Here is a 19,053-nt window from a genome sequence, read left to right on the forward strand (position 1 = left end):
TTATGGAAGCAAAAAATTTAGAAATACTATTTAAAGGAATGACTAGACCAGCAATGTTATGGGGTGTTCCAATTTATCCATTAATTATAATGTTATGTCTGTTTTCACTTATTTCAGTTTGGATAAATCTTTCAATTATGCTTTTTTCAATACCAGTATTTTTTATTATGAAGTTTATAGCTTCACAAGATGATTTTATGTTTTCATTGCTTTTTCAAAGAATGAAAATGTTTACTTCAAAATTAAATAAAAAATATTATGGAGTAAAAACCTATTCAAGTATGGAGTATAGAAAGATGAGTAATTTAGTAGATTTTCCACCAATCTCAATATTGGGATTAAATTCTAATCCCTCTTTTGAGAAATTTATACCTTTTTCATCGTTGATAAATGATGATGTAGTTTTAACAAAAGATTTTAATTTTATAACTTCATGGGAAATCAAAGGAATAGATTTTGAAGTTGAAAGTAATAGTAATCAAGACTACTATAAAAATATTTTGGCAAATGTTTTTCAAGCCTTTGCAAGTGAACCTGTTTCATTTTACTTTCACTCTTCAAGACACGATACAAATATAAATTTAGATGTTGAATATGGAAATTCATATCTTCAAGATGTAAATGAACTCTATTTTAAATCATTTACAAAGGGTAGCAGTAAAGCGACTAATCTTTATTTGACAATTATTTATAATCCTTTTGTAAATAATTTAGATAAAAGTAAATTTCAAAGTTTAAATGAGAATAAAAAGAGAAATGATCTTTTAAACTATTTTGTGAGATTTGAAGATTATACAAATAGATTTGAAGCAAATTTAAATCATTTCAAAGCAAATAAACTAAAAATTTATAATGATAATAACTCTTTATTCTCAAGTCAATTAGAGTTTTACAACTACCTTTTAGGTGGATTTTTTCTAAAAACAAGAGCTTTGAATGCACCATTAAATGAGTATTTAATTGGTGGATTAAAAAATATCCAATTTTCCTATGACTTAATACAGTTAAATTATACAAATGGAAATAAACAGTTTGCACAAATAATTGAGATTAAGGAGTATAGCTCTTACACAATGATAGGTATTTTAGATGCCTTAATGTATTTAGATGTAAATTATACTATGACACAAAGTTTTTCTCCAATTGCAAGACATGAAGCAAAAGAGAAATTAAAAAAACAGAAAAAACATTTTAAAGCAAGTGAAGATGATAGTTTTACACAAGCAGAACAATTTGATATTGCTTTAGATGATTTAACAAATGGTGATATATGCTTTGGAAATTACCATTTTTCCCTATTAGTCTTTGGAGAAGATGCAAAAAGTACAAAAGAGAATACAAATAAAGTTATCACAAAAATGCAAGATCTAGGATTTGGAGTAACATTAGCAGATATTGCACTTCCTAGTACTTACTTTGCACAAATACCTTCTAATTTTGTACTAAGACCAAGAGTTAGTTTGATAACTAATAAAAATTATAGTGATTTAATAGCTTTACATAATTTTCCAAAAGGAAGAGAAAAAAATAACTGTTGGGGTGATTGTGTAACCGTTTTAAAAACTCCATCTAAACAGCCATACTACTTAAATCTGCATGCTATTAAATCTAAAGATGATTTTGGAGATACGACACTAGCTAACTTTTTAGTTTTAGGGCAAAGTGGTGGTGGAAAAACTGCATTTATGCAATTTTTATGTAACCAACTTTTAAAGTTTAAAAATAGTGAAACATTTCCAAATAATTTAAGTTCCAATAAAAAACAGATGAGTTTAATCTACCTTGATAAAGATTATGGAGCTATGGGAAATATTTTAAGTGCTGGTGGAAAATATATTTCTATAAAAAGTGGAGTTTCAACAGGGTTTAATCCTTTTATGATTGAAAATACTAAAGAGAATAAAAGAGCCTTAGAAATATTGATGAAGATTTTAGTTACAAATAAAGGAGAATCACTAAAAACTAGCGAAGAGAAAGAGTTGGCAAATGCAATTAGTTTTATTATGGATTTTATTCCTCTAAAAGACAGAAAATATGGAATATCTCTTTTGATGGAGAATTTAACAGATGATAATAGCGATGAAAACTCTTTAAAACAAAGATTCTCTTTATGGGCAAGAGATGGAAAATATGCTTGGGTGTTTGACAATGAAAATGATTTATTAGATTTTTCAAAAAATATTAACTTTTTTGGAATAGATGGAACAGAATTTTTAAATGATCCTGATGTATCTGCACCTTTAAGTTATTACATCTTATGGAGAGTTACAAATTTAATTGATGGTAGAAGATTTGGAATGATTATTGATGAGTTCTGGCAATGGCTTGATAATCCATTAATTCAAGATGAAGTTTTTAATAAACTAAAAACTATTAGAAAAGAGAATGGATTTATCGGAATGGCTAGTCAAAGTGTTGAGGATGTATTAAAATTAAAAATTGCAAGAGCAATAGTTGAGCAAACACAAACTCATATCTTTTTTCCAAATAAAAAAGCAAATTATGAAGATTATGTAAATGGTCTTTCTTGCACTGTTGAAGAGTTTGAAACAATAAAAAAGTTTAATCCTGCACAATATCCATTTTTAGTAAAAAATTCAGATGAGGCTGTTGTTGTAAATCTTGATTTATCAAAATTAGGAAAAGAGAATATAAGCATCATCTCAACAAGTACTGCACACGTAGAAACAATCAGATCAATTTTTTCACAAGAGAATTTAACTCTTAATCAAAAAGTTGAGAATTTAAGAACTTATTACAAAAACATTTAGGAGATAAAAAATGAAAAATAAAATTCTATTAAGTCTAGCAGCTTTAACTGCTTTAAGTTTTACAGCTTGCTCTAACAAAATACCCGATGCTGAAAAAGTAGAATGGGAAAGAAATACAGCATTAACAATAAATAAAGAGTTCATCTTACACAAGGAATATAAAGTTCCTAAAGACCCATTTTTAAAAAATGAGAACTGGACTTATCAAATAGTCGCTCAAAAGCAAGGAGATAATTTTTTTAAAAATAGCGAAATTGTTAAAACTTTCTTTATAGCTCACAATTCACAAGAGATAGTTTTAATAGGAAAAGAAGATTTAATAAAAGAGTATAAAAAATATTTCTTAGATAATCAAGTCACAGGAAATATAAAATTACAGGTAATAAATCCATTAGAAAAAGATTTTGAAAAAATAAATATTCTTTTTTTCAATGGAATAAAAAGTTAAATATAAAGGAGAAAAACAATGAAAAAATATATATTAAGTATATTAATTACAATAAACTTATTAAATGCAAGTGGTATTCCTGTTGTAGATGGAGTTGCAAACGCACAATCAATGGCTCAAAATATAAAAACCATAGAAGAATGGGCGAGAGAGGCCGAAAGATGGGCAAAAACTGCAACACATTATCAAAATCAATTAAAAGCTTATGAAAATGATTTGCTAAGTAAAACAGGTGTTAGAGATACTGTTGGATTTTTAAAAGATTTAAACAAATTAAGTGAATATTCTAAAATGTATGGTGATGATTATTTAAATCTTAGTGGAACAAAATCAGGGCAAATTGGAAAGATGAGTGACCAACTTTTTGATAAGTATAATGTTTATGATAGATGTAAAGATTTAAGTAGAGAATGGGAAATTGCAAATTGTAAAAATGTACTAAAAAGAGAAGTTAATAATATTGCAACTGTTCAAGCTACAAACAATATGATAAATAAATCTTCCCAAAATTTAGAATCACTTGGGAAAAATGTATCAGCTTCAAAAGATATCAAAGAGAGCCAGGATTTAGCCAATGCTATAAATATAGAAATAGGAAATATTCAAGTTGCACAAATGAAGCTTGATATGATGTATAAACAAAATGAAGCTTTACAAAAGGCAGAAGAAGAACAACACACTCGTGATTTTCACAATAGATTAGGAAAGAGTGTAAAACTAATTAATTAGTATTATTTAATAAAAAAGATATAATATAATTAATTATTTATAAAGAAGGAACTAAGATGAAAAAATTGATTGCAGGAACTGTTTTAGCAACTTTACTTTTTACAGGTTGCACTGAAGATGAAACTCTTAAAAATGCAAAAATACAATTTGAAAGAGATACAGTAACTCTTGGCTATATGAAAGCAAAAGAAGTAGCAGAAGCTAGTCATAAAGAGGAAATTGTTCAATCTTGGATTGAAGATTTAAAAACAAAAAACAAATGGTTCACTTACGAACAAGTTAAAAATGAGATGACTCAACTTAACAGTACACATGGTGGTATAAAACTTAATTTAACTGTCATAAAAGGTCAACTCTATCCAAAATATGGAAAAGATGTTGTAGATAAAGTTCTATTAGAACTTAACAAAGGTTATTTAATAAGATAACTATATTAAGGAAAGGAATTCATGGATGTATTTCAAAAATTAGGTTCAACAATAAATGAAATTTTAAATTTTTTAAGAACTCAATCAAACTCTGATTTAATTACAACTCTTGCTTCTTTAATAGCTATTACAATTACGATACAAGTAATATTTAAAGCTTATCTAACTTTAATAGGAAAAATAAATGATCCTATAAGAGATGTAATATTTGACCTAATGTTAAAGATGTTTATAGCAATTTTTGCACTAAATATTGGAGGATGGCTAGATTTAGTGAAAGATGCAATGGAGCAGCTACATAACTCTTTTAGTGGCGGAGAAAACCTGTATGCTGTATTAGATGCAAAGCTCGATGCAGTTATTAAATTAAATGCAAAACTATATGAAAATGCTGAGATATGGGATGGAAGTATATTTCAATCATTAATTGGAGTAATTTTAAATCTGATATCATTTATGATAGGAATTGTTCCCGCATTTTTAGTGATGATTACAACTGACATTACATTAAGATTAATATTAATTCTAGCACCAATAGTAATATTCGCTAGACTTTATGGATGGTTTAAAAATGTGTTTACACAATGGTTAGCTATATTCATAGGAAATTTACTTACAGTTTATATGGTCGGAATGCTTTTAAATCAATTCTCATTAAAATATGGAGAATTTTTAACAAAGGTTGATATGAACGCAGATAAAGTTGATGCAATTGCAATAGGAATGCAGGGAATTATGTATGGTTTTTTACTATTTATGCTTCTTAAAACTGTTGTAACAATAGCAGAGAAATTAGCACAGGTTAGTATTGAAGGCGTTGGAGAAAGTGGCTTTAATCAAGCAAGTCAATCCACTAGTAATTATCTAAAACAATTTAGAAACACCAAATCTAAATAAGATTAGTAAATCAAAATATTAAATCAAAGGTAGGACTTTATAGTTCTGCCTTTTTTTATGCCTAAATTTTGGCAAATCAATCAAAGGAAAAAAATGAGAATTAGTAATTTATTAATACTGTTTATATCTTTATTACTTGTTGGTTGTTCAAAAAAACTAGAACCAAATATAAATGATATTCAAAATAAGAATTTGTTCGAAAACAAAGAAAACTGGCAACCAATAAATAAAATAAATCAAGAGATTATTGGTAATGAAAAGGTAGTTAAGTAATGGCTAAAAATATTACAAATGATAATTTTAATCAAAGTAAAGCCTTGGATTTTGAGAGTTCAAGGCTTTATATAATTGATAAAAGCAATAAAAGAGCCTGGCTGGTAACTTTTATTTTTGGGTTTATCTCTCTACTTTTAACAATTGCAATTATAGTGATGTTACCTTTAAAAAGAGTAGATTTAGCAGTTGTAAAAGTTGATAAAAATGGTTTTTTAGATGTGATAACTGATGTTCAAGAAGAAATTTTAACAACCAGTGAAGCTTGGGATAAACATTTTATCTATAAATATGTAAAAACAAGAGAACAATATTTTTACAATATTTTAAACCAAGACTATGAAACAACTCAACTTTATTCAAGTAAAAAAGTAGCTGATAATTATATAGAAGAGATGACAAATGAAAAATATGGAAAAACTTCTATTTATAAAAACAATGTAGAACTTGATGTAAATATTTTATCAATTGTTCTAAATGAAAGCAATGGAACTAGAACAAGTACCATTAGAGCCGAAATAATTAAAAAAGATGCTTCAAGTGAAAATATTGAAAAAAGTATTAAAGTAATTACACTTGCTTATGAATACTTACCAATAAAACTCAATACAAAAAATAGATTAGAAAACCCACTTGGATTTGTTGTTTCTTCATACAGAGTTGATGAAGAAATAAAACATTATTAATAGGAGCATAAGAATGAAACAATTAGTTTTTTTCACAATATTTACAATAAATGTACTCTTTGCAATTGATATTCCAAAAAGTACATTATTTGATAAAAGAATTGTATATACAAATTTTAATAAAGATGATGTATTTCAAATTTCTGCAAAAAATGGATACACAACAGTTATACAGTTTGCCGAAGATGAAAGAATTTTAGATATGGCAAGTGGTTTTAGTTCTGGTTGGGATATTCAAGATAGAAGAAACTTTGTATTTATAAAACCAAAATCCTATGAAAGCAACTTTGCAATTGATGAACTAGGAGAAACAGTTAATAAAAAAATGATTATTGATCCAAATCCAAATGATTGGAAAACAAATCTTATTGTACTTACAAATAAAAGAGAGTATGTTTTTAATCTTGATTTAAATACCGATAAAAATAGCTACTTCAAATTTACTTTTAAATATCCACAAGAAGAACTAAATAAAAAACAACAACAGGAGAAATTGAAAAAAGAGATTATCCAAAAAGATGAAATAAGAGAAGAGTTAAATAAAACAGCTATTCCTAGAAATTGGGACTATTACATGAACCAGAATAAATACAGTGAAAATATATCCCCTACTTTTGCATATGATGATGGACAATTTACCTACCTTGGATTTAACAGTATAAAAGATATTCCATCTGTATTTTTATATGAAAATGACAAAGAGAGCATTTTAAATACACATATTAAAAAAGATGGAAATTATGATGTTTTAGTTATTCAAAAAACAGCTAAACAATTTGTTCTAAGAAGCGGAGATAGAATTGTTGGTATTTGGAATAAAAGCTTTGGAATTAATCCAAAAGAGGTTCAACAAACAACAATCTCAAAAGATATTCAAAGGGAGCTTATAGATGGAAAATAAAATATATAACAGTGAAGGAGCTGATGACTCAAAAGATGAGTTAAGAAATGAAGAGAAGATAATCAATCCAAAAATTACTGATATGAAAGAACCAGGTGCAAGTACATTAAAAAAGATGCAAACTTATCTTTTTATTATAATGGGTGTAATTATTTTTTTATATCTTGTTTATAAAACCGTTGTAACTATTTTTGGGAGTTCCAAAGAAAATGAAGTGAAAAAAGAAGAGATTGCAGCAACTATTGTAAAACCTTTATCTAAAGAGCTTCCTATTAAAGAAAATCCTAAAGATGAATTTTTAAATAGTATTGAAGATTTAAAAACTAATAAACAATTTGAAATTATAAAAGAAAGCGGTGAAACTTTTACAACAAATCTAAAACCACCTATGTTTAAACAAATGATTGTAAAAGGAGAGAGTGAAGTGTTAATTAAAAATTCAAATCCAAATGATGAATATAATCGACAAATTGAAGAATTAAAAAATGAACAAAATAAAAATAATGATTTACAAAGCGATAGTTCAGATCTTTATAGTGGAGATACATTTGCTCCCTCAATTGCAAAAATAAGTCAATTTAATCCTGATTTTTTACTTCCAAAAGGTTCATATATTGGTTGTTCATTAGATACTAGATTTATTTCAAATTTAAGTGGCAGCACTTCTTGTACTGTTAGTCAAAACATCTACTCAAGTAATGGAAATATTCTTTTAATTGAAAGAGGTTCAAAACTATTTGGAACATTTAAAGGTGGAGATGCAAACGATGGAGCAAGTAGATACTTTGTAATTTGGCAAGAGATAAGGACCCCAAATCATTTAAGAATACCATTAAATAGTGGTGCTAGTGATGAGTTAGGTGGAGCTGGTTTAGAAGGAGAAATTGATCATAAATGGATGATGAGATTTGGAAGTTCTATTTTACTAAGTGCAGTAGATGATGTATTTAATGTTTTAGCTTGGAAACTCACAAATAAGAATAATGGCAACAGCAGTAGAAATCAAATTGATTATTCTGAGAATACAAGAGAAAATGCATCAAATATGGCAAATATAGCTCTTGAGAAATTTATAAATATAAAACCAACTATTTATAAACAACATGGTGATTTGGTAGGAGCTTATGTAAATAGAGATATTGACTTTTCAAAAGTTTACAAATTAAAAAAGAAGATCTAATATGAGTATAAATAACTATTCACGAAGTTTGGAAATTCAAACTAGAAATTTATTTGGTGAGTATTTGGATGATGAATCTATAAATGAAATTTGTTACAACGGAGATGGAGCAATTTGGACTCAAAATAATAAAGGTTTATGGACCGAACATCAAAGAAATATTTCATTTGAACAGATAATGGCATTTTCAATTGCACTTGCAAGTTACAAAGAAGATACTCTCAAAAACAATAAACCAGTATTAAGTGCAACACTTAACACTGGTGAAAGAGTTCAAGTGGTTATTCCTCCAGTTACAAAGAAATTTAGAATATCAGTAACTATTAGAAAACCTTCAAGGGTAAGATACACCATGGAAGATTATAAAAAGCAAGGTATGTTTGATAATGCAATAAGAAGTGATGAGAAGATGTCAAATTCAGAAGAAAAGAATTTAATTAATTTATTTGAAAAAAAAGAGTGGGATTCTTTTTTATTAGAAGCAATTAGGCAAGGGAAAAATATTGTGATTGCTGGAGCAACGGGTAGTGGAAAAACTACATTTATGAAATCTCTAATAGATTATATTCCCGACAAGGAAAGAATAATTACAATTGAAGATACAGAAGAAATATCTTTTTATAATCATAAAAACTATGTGCAACTTTTTTATCCAAGTGAAGCTAAAGAAAGTGATCCAATTACAAGTACAACTTTACTTAAATCATCACTAAGGATGAAGCCTGATAGAATTTTACTAGCTGAATTACGTGGAGCTGAAGCATATGAATATCTAAATATTTTAAATAGTGGTCATGGTGGAAGCATCACTTCTATACATGCAGGAGGAATTGAACAAGCCTTTTATAGGCTAAGTAGCATGGTAGAACTAAATTCTCAAGTACAAAATATACCATTTGAAGTAATTAAAAAAAGCCTTCAACTAGTTATCGATGTAATTATTCATATCGAAAATATTGATGGCATAAGGCATTTTGGAGAGGTTTACTACAAAGGGTTTAATGATGGAAAATATCAATAAAAGTAAAATCATATTTTTTATATTATTTGTTTTGATATTTAGCTACATAACAACAGGCATTTTAGTATTTTTCCTAAATGGTTTTTTTAGTATAAATATTTTTAAAATGATAAATAATCAATATGATCTTTTATTTACTTACAAAGCTTTGGTAAATAGTTATCCAAAAGCATATGAAGCATTGGCATATACTATAAGTTTTTTTAGTTTTATTGGGCTATTTTTAATTTTGATTCCAAATAAAAAATCATTACATGGTAATGCAAAATTTGCATCAACCTCAGAAATTAAGAAATTAGGTTTATTAAATGATAATGGTTTAATTCTAGGAAAACTTGAAAATGGAAAGCTTTTAAAATGGCAAAGTAGTGAATTTTTAGCATTAGGTGCACCAACAAGAAGTGGTAAAGGTGTTGCTATAGTTATTCCAAACTTAATGGAGTGGAAAGAAAGTTGCGTTGTATTAGATATCAAACAAGAGTGTTTCAACTTTTCAAGTAAATATAGAAGAGATATTTTAGGTCAAAAAGTTTATTTATTTAATCCATTTGATTTTAGAACCCATAGATACAATCCACTAACTTACATAGATTTAACAAACAATATGACTATGGATAATGATTTACTAGATTTTGTGAATCTATTGTATCCAGCTGATGGAGATAACACAACTGTATTTTTCAATCAACAAGCACAAAATCTTTTTATAGGTCTTGCTTATCTTTATAAAGATTTAGCACTAACAGCAGAAGGTAAAGAATTTTTAGATGAAAATAATTTAAAGGTTGAATGGTCACTTTGTGGCTTACTAAATTTAAGTGCAGGATTTGATTTAAAAATTGAAGGAGAAAACAATGAAGAGCAAAAAATATCTGGTTTTGATGATACATTTGAATATCTAGATTTTCTTGATATAGTATCAAAAGAGACAAAAAATAGATTAAATAGTTATCTTACTATTGATAGTCAAAATACAAAATCAGGCGTTATGAGTTCTTTTAACGCTCCTCTTATGATTTATAGAAATGAACCAATTACAACTGCAACAGCTGCAAGTGATTTTGATTTAAGAGATTTAAGAAAAGAAAAGACAACCATTTATATAGGTATAACTCCTGATAAACTTGCAATTTCTAGACCTATATTAAATATATTCTTTTCTCAACTAATAAATGTAAATACAAAAGAATTACCTCAAAATAATCCAGATTTAATATACAGTTGTTTACTTTTAATGGATGAATTTACAAGTATTGGAAACATGCCAATTCTTAAAAAGGGAGTTTCATATATATCTGGTTATCATCTAAGAATAATGATGATATTTCAAGCAATTAGTCAATTAGAAGCTCCTATTCCAGATGGTTATGGAAAAGATGGAGCGAGTACTTTATTACAGAATATGGGTGCAAAAATTTATTACACTCCAAGTGAATTTGAAGAAGCAGAGAAAATTAGTAAAAGATTAGGTGATACAACAGTCGAAGTAAAATCAAGATCTTTTAATCATGGAGCATTACTTGAGGGAGGAAGTTCTTCTCATAGTCTTAGTGAACAAAGAAGAGCTTTGATGCTTCCTCAAGAACTAATTGAACTTCCATCAAACAAAGCTTTACTGATGTTAAAGGGGTCAAAACCGATTATTTGCAATAAAGCATTTTACTACAATGATGAATATTTCATAAATAAATTTAGAAAAATATCTTCACATATGAAAAATATTAAAAAACCAAATTATAAAGATTGGGAAAAAATGATTCAATTAAATGAAACAAGCATAGAAATTCCAATCCAAAAAATAGATAAATAGGAGAATCAAATGCTGAAAAAATTAACAGTTTTAGGAGCTATTTTTATAAATAGTTCTTTTTTATATTCAAATGAAATCTTAACAGGGGATACAAAACTATCTTGTGAAGCAATTTTATGTTTAAGTAGCAATACAAGACCTAAAGAGTGCAATCCATCATTAAATAGATATTTTTCAATTAGTCATAAAAAATGGAGCGATACACTAAAAGCTAGAGGCAATTTTCTAAAACTATGTCCAATTGGAGATGAAGGTGAGAAGGATAGAGAATTTACAAATCTAAGAGATAACATAATTAAAAATTTAAAAAGTGGTTGTGATTTAGATGAATTAAATGTAGCTATTAAAAGTAGAAATAATTCAAATAATGATGAATACTCTTTTAACTATCAAATTTTTTACCAAATCTCACCTACTTTAAATCAATCTTGCAAAGCATTAGCAAGCAGTGTGTATACAAACATAAATCCTATTTATACTTGTGATCCAAAGAAATGGTATTTAGAAGAAGATTGGAAAAATGGTTATGAAAAAGTAGCTGAAAAATCTATTTCTTATCCAGAGTATAAAAAACTAACTTCTACAGAACAATCAGAATATGCAAGAGTTAGCTTTAAAGAATATGTAAAATATAAAAATATTCCAATAAATAAAAATTGTTGGATTTGGAGCAAATAGTCTATCTATTTAAAATATTAGTAATCAAGGAAAAGTTTTATAGCTTTTCCTTTTTTTATGCCTATATTTTTGGTGTATAAAAAATTGAGCCAAAAAATTTATCCAATAGTGAGTTTACTTAAATCAATCTCTTACAAAATATTGCTAAAAGGAGCAAAAATGGCATTTTTAGAATTAACAACAAGTGAAAAACCACAACTAGCGGTGAAAGTAAATAACTCTTTAAAATATCAAGATAAAGAAGGAAATCTTTTAGATAGAACAAAACAAACTGCTTTAACTGATATTGTAAGAGAAGCAGGAACTGTAGCTGATACCAAAAGAGGTGCTGTTTCTTTATCATTAAACACAAAAAATGGTTACCAGAATTTTTTTGTAAATAAAGATGAGAATAATAATATTGTTTTAAAATCTATGGAAGATCCGAAAGATGAATCTAAATATATTAATTTTAATAAAGTAGATAAGGAAAATGGAACTTATTACCATGTACTAAATGATAATAATAATTCAAAAGAGTTAGTTGATAGCATCAATATTACATCTACTGAAAAATCATCATATCTAAGTGCAAGAATAACTTTGAAAAATGATGAAATAAAACAAGAGTTAATTGATAAAGAGAGCTCAACAAACGAAAGACATACTGTTATTTTAAGTAAAGATGGTTACCGAATACAAGCAAATAATGAGTTATATAAAAATAGTAAAGAAGTGGAAAATCAACAGAATGAATCTAGTAAAAAAAAACTATATCTAGCTAAAGACAAAAAAGTAGATAAAGATATAGAAAGATAATAAACAAAGGTTTAATTATGAAAAAAAAGAGCAAAAAAGAGATTAATCCAGAGAAAACAAATATCCCTCCAAATCACCAAAAACTAAGAGCTTTTAAACCTAGACAAAAGATTAGAAGCCATAATGATTTTGTAAGATAATGGCACTTAAAGCAACAAAAGAACAAGTGATGAATGCTATTTCATCACTTGGTTTTGAAGTATTTAAAAATGGTAGTTTTCATTGGAATAGTTCAAACACTCCTGACATGAAAATAAATGAAAAAGGTTCTATTCATTGTTGGACTGCCAGTCCTTTTAATAATTACACAAAAAATCATGGGGATATTATAGATTTTTTACAACTTATTAATCCAACTTTAAAATTTAACGAATTAAAAGATCAAGCTTATACTCTTTTAAATCTTCCTATTCAAATAGATTTTTCAAAAGAAAAAATGACAAATAATCATGTAAAAAGTGAATTTATTTCAAAAGATTTTGTTGAAGAATTTAAAAATCAAAGAGTGGAAAACTTTGATAGATTTAGAGAATTATTGAATGAAGCTCTACCATCTATGTGCTTTACAAAACAAAAAGAATTAGCTTTAAAGTATCAAATTGGATATATAAAACAATCAGATAGATTAATTATGCCAATTATTGATGAAAATGAAAACATTATAACTTTTTGGAAATACAATAAAAATCCAAAACCTTTTTTAGATGAAGATGATAAAGAAATTAAACTTCCTAAAGTTTTATTTAGTAAAGGTAGGAAAAGAACTATTTTTAATATTACAGATTTAAAACAGTACCAAAAAGACAAGGATGCTGAAATATATCTATGTGCTGGAGAAAAAGACACTTTAAATATGCTAGGGAATGGTTATAGAGCAATAACTTTAGGCGCAGAAAATAGCGATATACAAAAAGAGCATTTAAATCTATTTTCAAATCTGAAAATTATAGTTGCTTATGATTATGATGATGCTGGAAAAAAAGGAACAGAAAAAATAGTAGATCAATTAAAAGGTATTACTAAAAGTGTAAAGTCCTGGGATTGGGAAAATGAAGCTAAAAAATATAATCTAAATCTCTTTAAAGGCTTTGATATGACAGATTTTTTAGCAGAAATGCATTGTAGAAATAAAAAAGTATTTACCTTAAAACATAAAACAACCAACACAAAAAATTTGGAGAGATGATGATAGATCAACTATTTATTGAAAACTGTAAAAACATAAATGTTTCAACAAATGTAGTGCAAGCAATTATTAAAAATGAGAGTGCAAAAAAACCTTTTGCAATTAATGTAAATAAAGATGGAAAAAGCTACATATCTTTTAATCCAAAAACAAAAGATGAAGCTAAAAAAATTGCAGTGAATTATATCAATCAAGGTTTTAGTATTGATGTTGGTTATATGCAACTAAATAGTGATAATTTTAAAAGACTTGACACAAATTTAGATGAAGCTTTAGATCCTTGCAAAAACATATATCTTGCAAGTACAGTTTTTTACAACTTTTATTTAAAAACAGATGTATTAAAAAGTAAAATAAAAAGAGTCAAAGAAGCACTAAGTGCTTACAATACCGGCTCTTTTATAAATGGTTTTAAAAATGGTTATATTGATAAATATGAAAAATATCTACAAACAAAATATTATCAAGCAAAATTAATAAAAAATATCTAGGAAATGAAAATGGAAAATAATGAAAATTTAGAAATAGATGAAAAGATCATTGAATTAGAATCTGAAGAGGATTTTAAAAGAATGTATCAGGAATTAGAAAATGAAGATGATATAGATATATACACTGAGGTACCTAGTGATGAAATATGAAGAACACATAGAAAAAACAGCTGATATATTCTATGAAGCTATTAAAAATGGAACAGCTCCTTGGTTAAAAGAGTGGAAAGCAAATGATTTTAAATATCAAGCGCATAATCCTGTAACTGGAACAATATATCAAGGTATGAATGCATTTATGCTTGATTTAATTAGGATTGAAAAAAATTATAAAGATAATTCTTGGCTTACATTTAAGCAGATAAAAGATCTAGGTGGTTTTGTTGAAAAAGGTAGTAAATCTACAGATATTGTATATTTTGAGAGAAAAGTTAGAACACAAGAAGATATTGAAAAAAAAGAGAAAAAAATATTAAGTGATAAAACTTTAGATAATAAATCTAAACAATTATTAGTAGATTCAAACAGAGAAAAGAAAATTGATTTGATATTTAAAGGCTCTAATGTTTTTAATATAGCTCAAATAAAAGATATTAATATGGATAAGTTTAAAGCTTTGTACAAAGATAATAATTTTGAGAAAAAAGATTTTATCTCAAATGAAGAGTGCCAAAAAGTTCTAGACAATATAAATGATGTAAAAATAAAACATCTTTATCAAACAAGAGCATATTATGACTCCTCAAATGATGAAATTGTACTACCATTGAAAGAACAATTTACAAGTGCTGAAGCTTATTACAGTACAGCTTTTCACGAACTAGGACACTCAACAGGACATAAATCAAGACTAAATAGAGATTTAGCAAATTCTTTTGGTACCCCTGCATATGCAAAAGAAGAATTAAGAGCTGAAATTTATAGTTTTTTGCAAGCAAAAGAGCTAGGAATGGATTATAATTTAGGTAACCATCAAAGTTATATAGATAGCTGGACAAAAGATTTAGAAGATAAAAAAACGGAAATTTATGAAGCAGTTAAAGATAGCTTTAAAATTGTTGATTTTGTGAAAGAGAGATATATTGATAAAGCTTTAGAAAAAAATATAACTCATGAATTTTCAATCAATTATAATGTTCCTAATTGGAAAGATAATATTTTTAATAAAAGTATTGATGATTACAAATTTTTACAAGATCTTTCAAATAAAGAGCTCAACAATAAAGACATATCAGATCTTGAGTACAAAAAAGCTTTAGATATTAGTAAAAATGACCTTTTTAAAAGAGGGTTTGATTCAGAATTTATAACTATTGATGATTTAAAGAATAACAAGGGCTCACTAAAAGAGCTTGAAAATTCCTATAAAACACAAGATATATCCTTAGATTATAATTTTACTAAAAATGAAGATTTTCCAATTTTAAAAGAATATCAAACTCAACTAGAAAATCATTATCCAAAATTTATCACTCTTCAATCAGCTTTTTTTGAATCAAATTTAAAATCAAACTATCTAATGGCAAACAGTGATCTTTCTGAAATCAAACATTTAAATATAGATGATAAAGGTGTTCAAACTTGGAATAAACTAAATCATAATGAAGCAAAAGAGCTTCTAGAAAAATACCATTTCCCTCAAAAAATAGAAGAATGGGAATTAAATAAAATATCTGAAATTAAAAAAGATTTAAATGAGAAACCAGGTCATGATATTTCAGATAAAAAACCATTTAAATTAAAAGAGAGGAAAAGCATAGAAGCTGAAAGATAATAACGGAAAAGAATAAAACAGAATTTATTTGTACCGTCTTAAAAAATAGTATAAATGTAGTACCAAGGATGAATCTTGGTGCTATATTTTTTTTGACCAAAATTAAATTACAAATATTAATTAATGTTTATTAATACTATTAAGCATTTATAAATATTTTAAAATCATGGTTCTTAAGCAACTTATTAATACTAAAAAATATTAATAAATATCAAATAAAAGGAAAAGAAATGTTACTTATTACAACAGCAAATTTTAGAAGTGGTGGGAAAAGCTCAATTGCAAGATTATTAGCTGAAAAACTAAATACTACTATTTTAAATTTTGATAAAAAAAGAGATAGTGAAGCTTATAATGTAGTTTCAACAATTAATATTCCTGAAAATAAATCTATTATTAGAAATGATGACAGTTTAATTTTGAGAGATAAAATTACAGAACAAACAATAAGAACAAAATCAAATTATTTAATTTGTGATTTGGGTGGATATTTTGATGAGAGGTTAGTTGATTTAAAAAGTGATTTTTATATTATCCCCTCTTTTGATGATTATGAAAGTATTTCTGAAAGCATGAGAACAGCTCACTATATTTTGAAAAACAATATAAAAGCTAAAATCATATTCATTTTAAATGGAGCTTTTATTGTGGATAAAACAACTAGAGATGACAAAATAAAAGAATTTCAAGAACATATAGAAGTAAATGGATTTGTAAGATTTCCTACTCTATTTCTTCCAAAAACTACTCTTATGAGAAAGTTAGTAGATGAAAATAGTAAAAAAGATGATATAAAAGGTAAATTTGAACAAAATATTAAATATAAAAATGTTGATAAGCTAATTGATGAACTTGTTGACTTAATAACTGTTCATTACAGTTAAAATATGAAAAATTTAAATAAGAGGGATATAATGAAAATATATAATCTTGAAATGATACTTATTATTTTTATTGGGGTCAAATTTGAATTCTGAAATTCTTATAAATAAGCTAATGGCTTATTTTAATGTATTTAGTATGCATGAACTTGCAACTAAACTTGAGATATCTCAACAAGCGATATCAAAATGGAAAAAAAACAACTCTATTATGGCAATAAAAAAAAGATGTAGAGAGCTTGGAATTTATAATGAAATATTTATAGATTTTGATAAAGAAGATTTTGGAATTAATTTTCCAAATGATATTAAAAAAACATTAAACATTATAAAAACTATGATTAAAGATAATCAAGAACTAAAAAATCAATTTCATCAATATTTAAAAGATTTTATAAAAGATAATTTATAATATTAAATAGTATTTATTAATACTTAATAATATTAATTCATAATTACGATAGAATATAAAAAATAAAAGGAATTAATATATGTCTGCAAATGATTATATTTCAGGCTGGGAAGCTTTAAATATTCCTACTTCTAATGGTTATATTGCTGATTGGCACCCACAATTTTATTTTAATGAGAAGAAAGAATTAAAAAAATATCCTTACAATGAAATATTAAAAGATAGTGGTATTTCAAAAAGATATATACCTTTTTTAAATAAAGATGAATATACAGCAAACTATCCAAGAGCTATTGCTGATTTAGTTTATGAAAATAATACAAGAGAACTTCAAAATTGTGTATATGATTTTTTAGATGATGATGAAGCAGTAGAATTGTTTAAATACTCAAAAATTATTAACAAGTATAAAAATATTGAAGATTTTATGAAATATGAACTCACAAAACTATATTTTAAGGAAATAAAAAATGCTTGAAAAATACCAAGAAGATAGAATTAATCTTATGAAAAGTATATTGCCATATTTTGGAGATAATTTTGTACTTAAAGGTGGTACAGCTTTATCTTTATAGTATGGATTAAATAGGTATTCAGAAGATTTAGATTTTGATGCAAAAAGTAATAATATGAATTTTATAAATAAACTTAAAAATCATAAAGATTTTAAAAACTGGAATATAAATATTAAAAAAGATACTGATACTGTATTTAGAGCAATGATAGATTACAAAGCTAAATCTCACTTAGAAGATTATCATCTAAAAATAGAAGTAAGCAATAGAAATAAAATATTTCTGCAAACTGACTCTTTAAAATATGAAAATATTGATAGAGTAAATGTATATTCAATAGATGAACTAATAAAAATGAAAACTATTGCTTTTAGCGGTAGAGATAAAATTAGAGATTTTTATGATTTAGGATATTTACTTGAGAAATACCCTAAAAATTTTAGTAAAGAGTCATTATTTGCTGTACACGAAAAAGTATCTTATGCTGGAACAGAAGAGTTAAATCTACTTCTAAAAGATGAAGTCAAAAAACACAAATTAGTTTCTTCAAAAGATATCGATATTACAGATAATTATTCACAAAATATTCTTAAAAAAGTTGAAATATTAATAGAAAATAAAAACAATTTAGAACAAAAAAAAACTTTTAAACTAAAAGATAAAGCAATATCTAAAAATCAAGGTATTGAGAAATAATTAATATTATAAAATATTAACTAATACTAAATAAGATTAAAGGAAAGAAAATGGCAAAAAGAAAAATAGAACCTGTAAAGATAGACGATTTGAATGTAATTATCGAAACAAAAGAGATAACAGATTCAAAAACGGATAAAATCGGTCGCCCTAAAAAGTTTACAAAGAAATTAAATACTCCTGTTAATATTTATCTTTCGGAGGGTCAATTACAAGCTATTGATGATAAATTAAAAGAAATTGGATTTAGTGTAAGACAAGATTATTTCAGAAAACTTTTAAGGTCTGATATACCAAATTTTGATGAGTTATAATGTACTGGAAAAACAAAAGTGAATAGATTTTAAAATTATGATTCAATCCCAATTTTTGTAAAATTATATACCATAGATTAAAAGAAAATAGAGAATCAAATATCAATTGTTGAGACGCATGCACTTGGCCACACAAATGCATAAACATTTGGCCAGTTGAATAG

23 protein-coding genes and 1 pseudogene are annotated in these 19,053 nt (G+C 26.1%); all 24 read left to right on the forward strand.

Annotated elements, in window-relative coordinates:
- Nucleotides 1-2: 2 nt before the first annotated feature.
- Entirely contained in the window at nucleotides 3-2,771 is a 2,769-nt protein-coding gene (locus tag ACBT_RS10930; RefSeq protein WP_024774484.1) for a VirB4 family type IV secretion/conjugal transfer ATPase, read from the forward strand.
- A 10-nt stretch (nucleotides 2,772-2,781) separates the two neighbouring features.
- Nucleotides 2,782-3,219, forward strand: a complete 438-nt coding sequence (locus ACBT_RS10935) for a cag pathogenicity island Cag12 family protein (protein ID WP_034218415.1) — start codon at nucleotides 2,782-2,784, stop codon at nucleotides 3,217-3,219.
- Nucleotides 3,220-3,237: 18 nt separating this feature from the next.
- Nucleotides 3,238-3,948, forward strand: coding sequence for a type IV secretion system protein (locus ACBT_RS10940; RefSeq protein WP_024774486.1), 711 nt, complete (start codon nucleotides 3,238-3,240; stop codon nucleotides 3,946-3,948).
- Between the two features lie 56 nt (nucleotides 3,949-4,004).
- Nucleotides 4,005-4,376 carry a hypothetical protein gene (locus tag ACBT_RS10945; RefSeq protein WP_024774487.1) on the forward strand — a complete coding sequence of 124 codons (372 nt, stop codon included), beginning with the start codon at nucleotides 4,005-4,007 and terminating at the stop codon, nucleotides 4,374-4,376.
- Nucleotides 4,377-4,397: 21 nt separating this feature from the next.
- Nucleotides 4,398-5,273 (forward strand): type IV secretion system protein, encoded by an 876-nt coding sequence (locus tag ACBT_RS10950; RefSeq protein WP_024774488.1) that lies wholly within the window; start codon nucleotides 4,398-4,400, stop codon nucleotides 5,271-5,273.
- A gap of 93 nt (nucleotides 5,274-5,366) precedes the next feature.
- Nucleotides 5,367-5,546 carry a hypothetical protein gene (locus tag ACBT_RS10955; RefSeq protein WP_024774489.1) on the forward strand — a complete coding sequence of 60 codons (180 nt, stop codon included), beginning with the start codon at nucleotides 5,367-5,369 and terminating at the stop codon, nucleotides 5,544-5,546.
- Nucleotides 5,546-6,232: a virB8 family protein gene (locus ACBT_RS10960; protein WP_024774490.1), complete on the forward strand. Its 687-nt coding sequence runs from the start codon at nucleotides 5,546-5,548 to the stop codon at nucleotides 6,230-6,232. Before ACBT_RS10955 ends, ACBT_RS10960 begins: the two co-directional genes overlap by 1 nt.
- A gap of 13 nt (nucleotides 6,233-6,245) precedes the next feature.
- Entirely contained in the window at nucleotides 6,246-7,133 is an 888-nt protein-coding gene (virB9, locus tag ACBT_RS10965; RefSeq protein WP_024774491.1) for a P-type conjugative transfer protein VirB9, read from the forward strand.
- On the forward strand, nucleotides 7,123-8,313 hold the full coding sequence (locus ACBT_RS10970) for a TrbI/VirB10 family protein (RefSeq protein WP_024774492.1): 1,191 nt from the start codon (nucleotides 7,123-7,125) through the stop codon (nucleotides 8,311-8,313). Before virB9 ends, ACBT_RS10970 begins: the two co-directional genes overlap by 11 nt.
- 1 nt (nucleotide 8,314) lies before the next feature.
- Entirely contained in the window at nucleotides 8,315-9,334 is a 1,020-nt protein-coding gene (gene virB11, locus ACBT_RS10975; protein WP_024774493.1) for a P-type DNA transfer ATPase VirB11, read from the forward strand.
- Complete coding sequence (locus tag ACBT_RS10980; protein WP_034218416.1) at nucleotides 9,318-11,144, forward strand: type IV secretory system conjugative DNA transfer family protein; 1,827 nt, start codon at nucleotides 9,318-9,320, stop codon at nucleotides 11,142-11,144. The genes virB11 and ACBT_RS10980 overlap by 17 nt, the downstream gene beginning before the upstream one ends.
- Before the next feature lie 9 nt (nucleotides 11,145-11,153).
- Nucleotides 11,154-11,822, forward strand: a complete 669-nt coding sequence (locus ACBT_RS10985) for a TrbM/KikA/MpfK family conjugal transfer protein (protein ID WP_051429930.1) — start codon at nucleotides 11,154-11,156, stop codon at nucleotides 11,820-11,822.
- A 159-nt stretch (nucleotides 11,823-11,981) separates the two neighbouring features.
- Entirely contained in the window at nucleotides 11,982-12,620 is a 639-nt protein-coding gene (locus ACBT_RS10990; RefSeq protein ID WP_024774495.1) for a hypothetical protein, read from the forward strand.
- A gap of 17 nt (nucleotides 12,621-12,637) precedes the next feature.
- Nucleotides 12,638-12,760 carry a hypothetical protein gene (locus tag ACBT_RS11800; RefSeq protein ID WP_266094533.1) on the forward strand — a complete coding sequence of 41 codons (123 nt, stop codon included), beginning with the start codon at nucleotides 12,638-12,640 and terminating at the stop codon, nucleotides 12,758-12,760.
- On the forward strand, nucleotides 12,760-13,806 hold the full coding sequence (locus ACBT_RS10995; RefSeq protein ID WP_024774496.1) for a toprim domain-containing protein: 1,047 nt from the start codon (nucleotides 12,760-12,762) through the stop codon (nucleotides 13,804-13,806). The genes ACBT_RS11800 and ACBT_RS10995 overlap by 1 nt, the downstream gene beginning before the upstream one ends.
- Nucleotides 13,806-14,297 carry a lytic transglycosylase domain-containing protein gene (locus ACBT_RS11000; RefSeq protein WP_024774497.1) on the forward strand — a complete coding sequence of 164 codons (492 nt, stop codon included), beginning with the start codon at nucleotides 13,806-13,808 and terminating at the stop codon, nucleotides 14,295-14,297. Before ACBT_RS10995 ends, ACBT_RS11000 begins: the two co-directional genes overlap by 1 nt.
- Before the next feature lie 9 nt (nucleotides 14,298-14,306).
- Nucleotides 14,307-14,447: a hypothetical protein gene (locus ACBT_RS11005; RefSeq protein WP_157833398.1), complete on the forward strand. Its 141-nt coding sequence runs from the start codon at nucleotides 14,307-14,309 to the stop codon at nucleotides 14,445-14,447.
- Nucleotides 14,437-16,071, forward strand: coding sequence for an ArdC family protein (locus ACBT_RS11010; protein WP_024774498.1), 1,635 nt, complete (start codon nucleotides 14,437-14,439; stop codon nucleotides 16,069-16,071). The genes ACBT_RS11005 and ACBT_RS11010 overlap by 11 nt, the downstream gene beginning before the upstream one ends.
- Before the next feature lie 230 nt (nucleotides 16,072-16,301).
- Entirely contained in the window at nucleotides 16,302-16,955 is a 654-nt protein-coding gene (locus ACBT_RS11015; protein ID WP_024774499.1) for a DEAD/DEAH box helicase family protein, read from the forward strand.
- Nucleotides 16,956-17,037: 82 nt separating this feature from the next.
- Nucleotides 17,038-17,364: a hypothetical protein gene (locus ACBT_RS11020; protein WP_024774500.1), complete on the forward strand. Its 327-nt coding sequence runs from the start codon at nucleotides 17,038-17,040 to the stop codon at nucleotides 17,362-17,364.
- A gap of 79 nt (nucleotides 17,365-17,443) precedes the next feature.
- Nucleotides 17,444-17,842, forward strand: a complete 399-nt coding sequence (locus tag ACBT_RS11735) for a hypothetical protein (RefSeq protein ID WP_176325398.1) — start codon at nucleotides 17,444-17,446, stop codon at nucleotides 17,840-17,842.
- A complete protein-coding gene (locus ACBT_RS11740) occupies nucleotides 17,835-17,939 on the forward strand; it encodes a nucleotidyl transferase AbiEii/AbiGii toxin family protein (RefSeq protein WP_228130274.1) in 105 nt (34 codons plus the stop codon). Before ACBT_RS11735 ends, ACBT_RS11740 begins: the two co-directional genes overlap by 8 nt.
- A 12-nt stretch (nucleotides 17,940-17,951) precedes the next feature.
- Nucleotides 17,952-18,575: pseudogene (locus ACBT_RS11030) on the forward strand (nucleotidyl transferase AbiEii/AbiGii toxin family protein); the annotation flags it as partial.
- 50 nt (nucleotides 18,576-18,625) lie between these two features.
- Nucleotides 18,626-18,889: a hypothetical protein gene (locus ACBT_RS11035; protein WP_024774501.1), complete on the forward strand. Its 264-nt coding sequence runs from the start codon at nucleotides 18,626-18,628 to the stop codon at nucleotides 18,887-18,889.
- Nucleotides 18,890-19,053 lie beyond the last annotated feature (164 nt).

The organism is Aliarcobacter cibarius (genome assembly GCF_013372265.1).
GTDB lineage: Bacteria > Campylobacterota > Campylobacteria > Campylobacterales > Arcobacteraceae > Aliarcobacter > Aliarcobacter cibarius.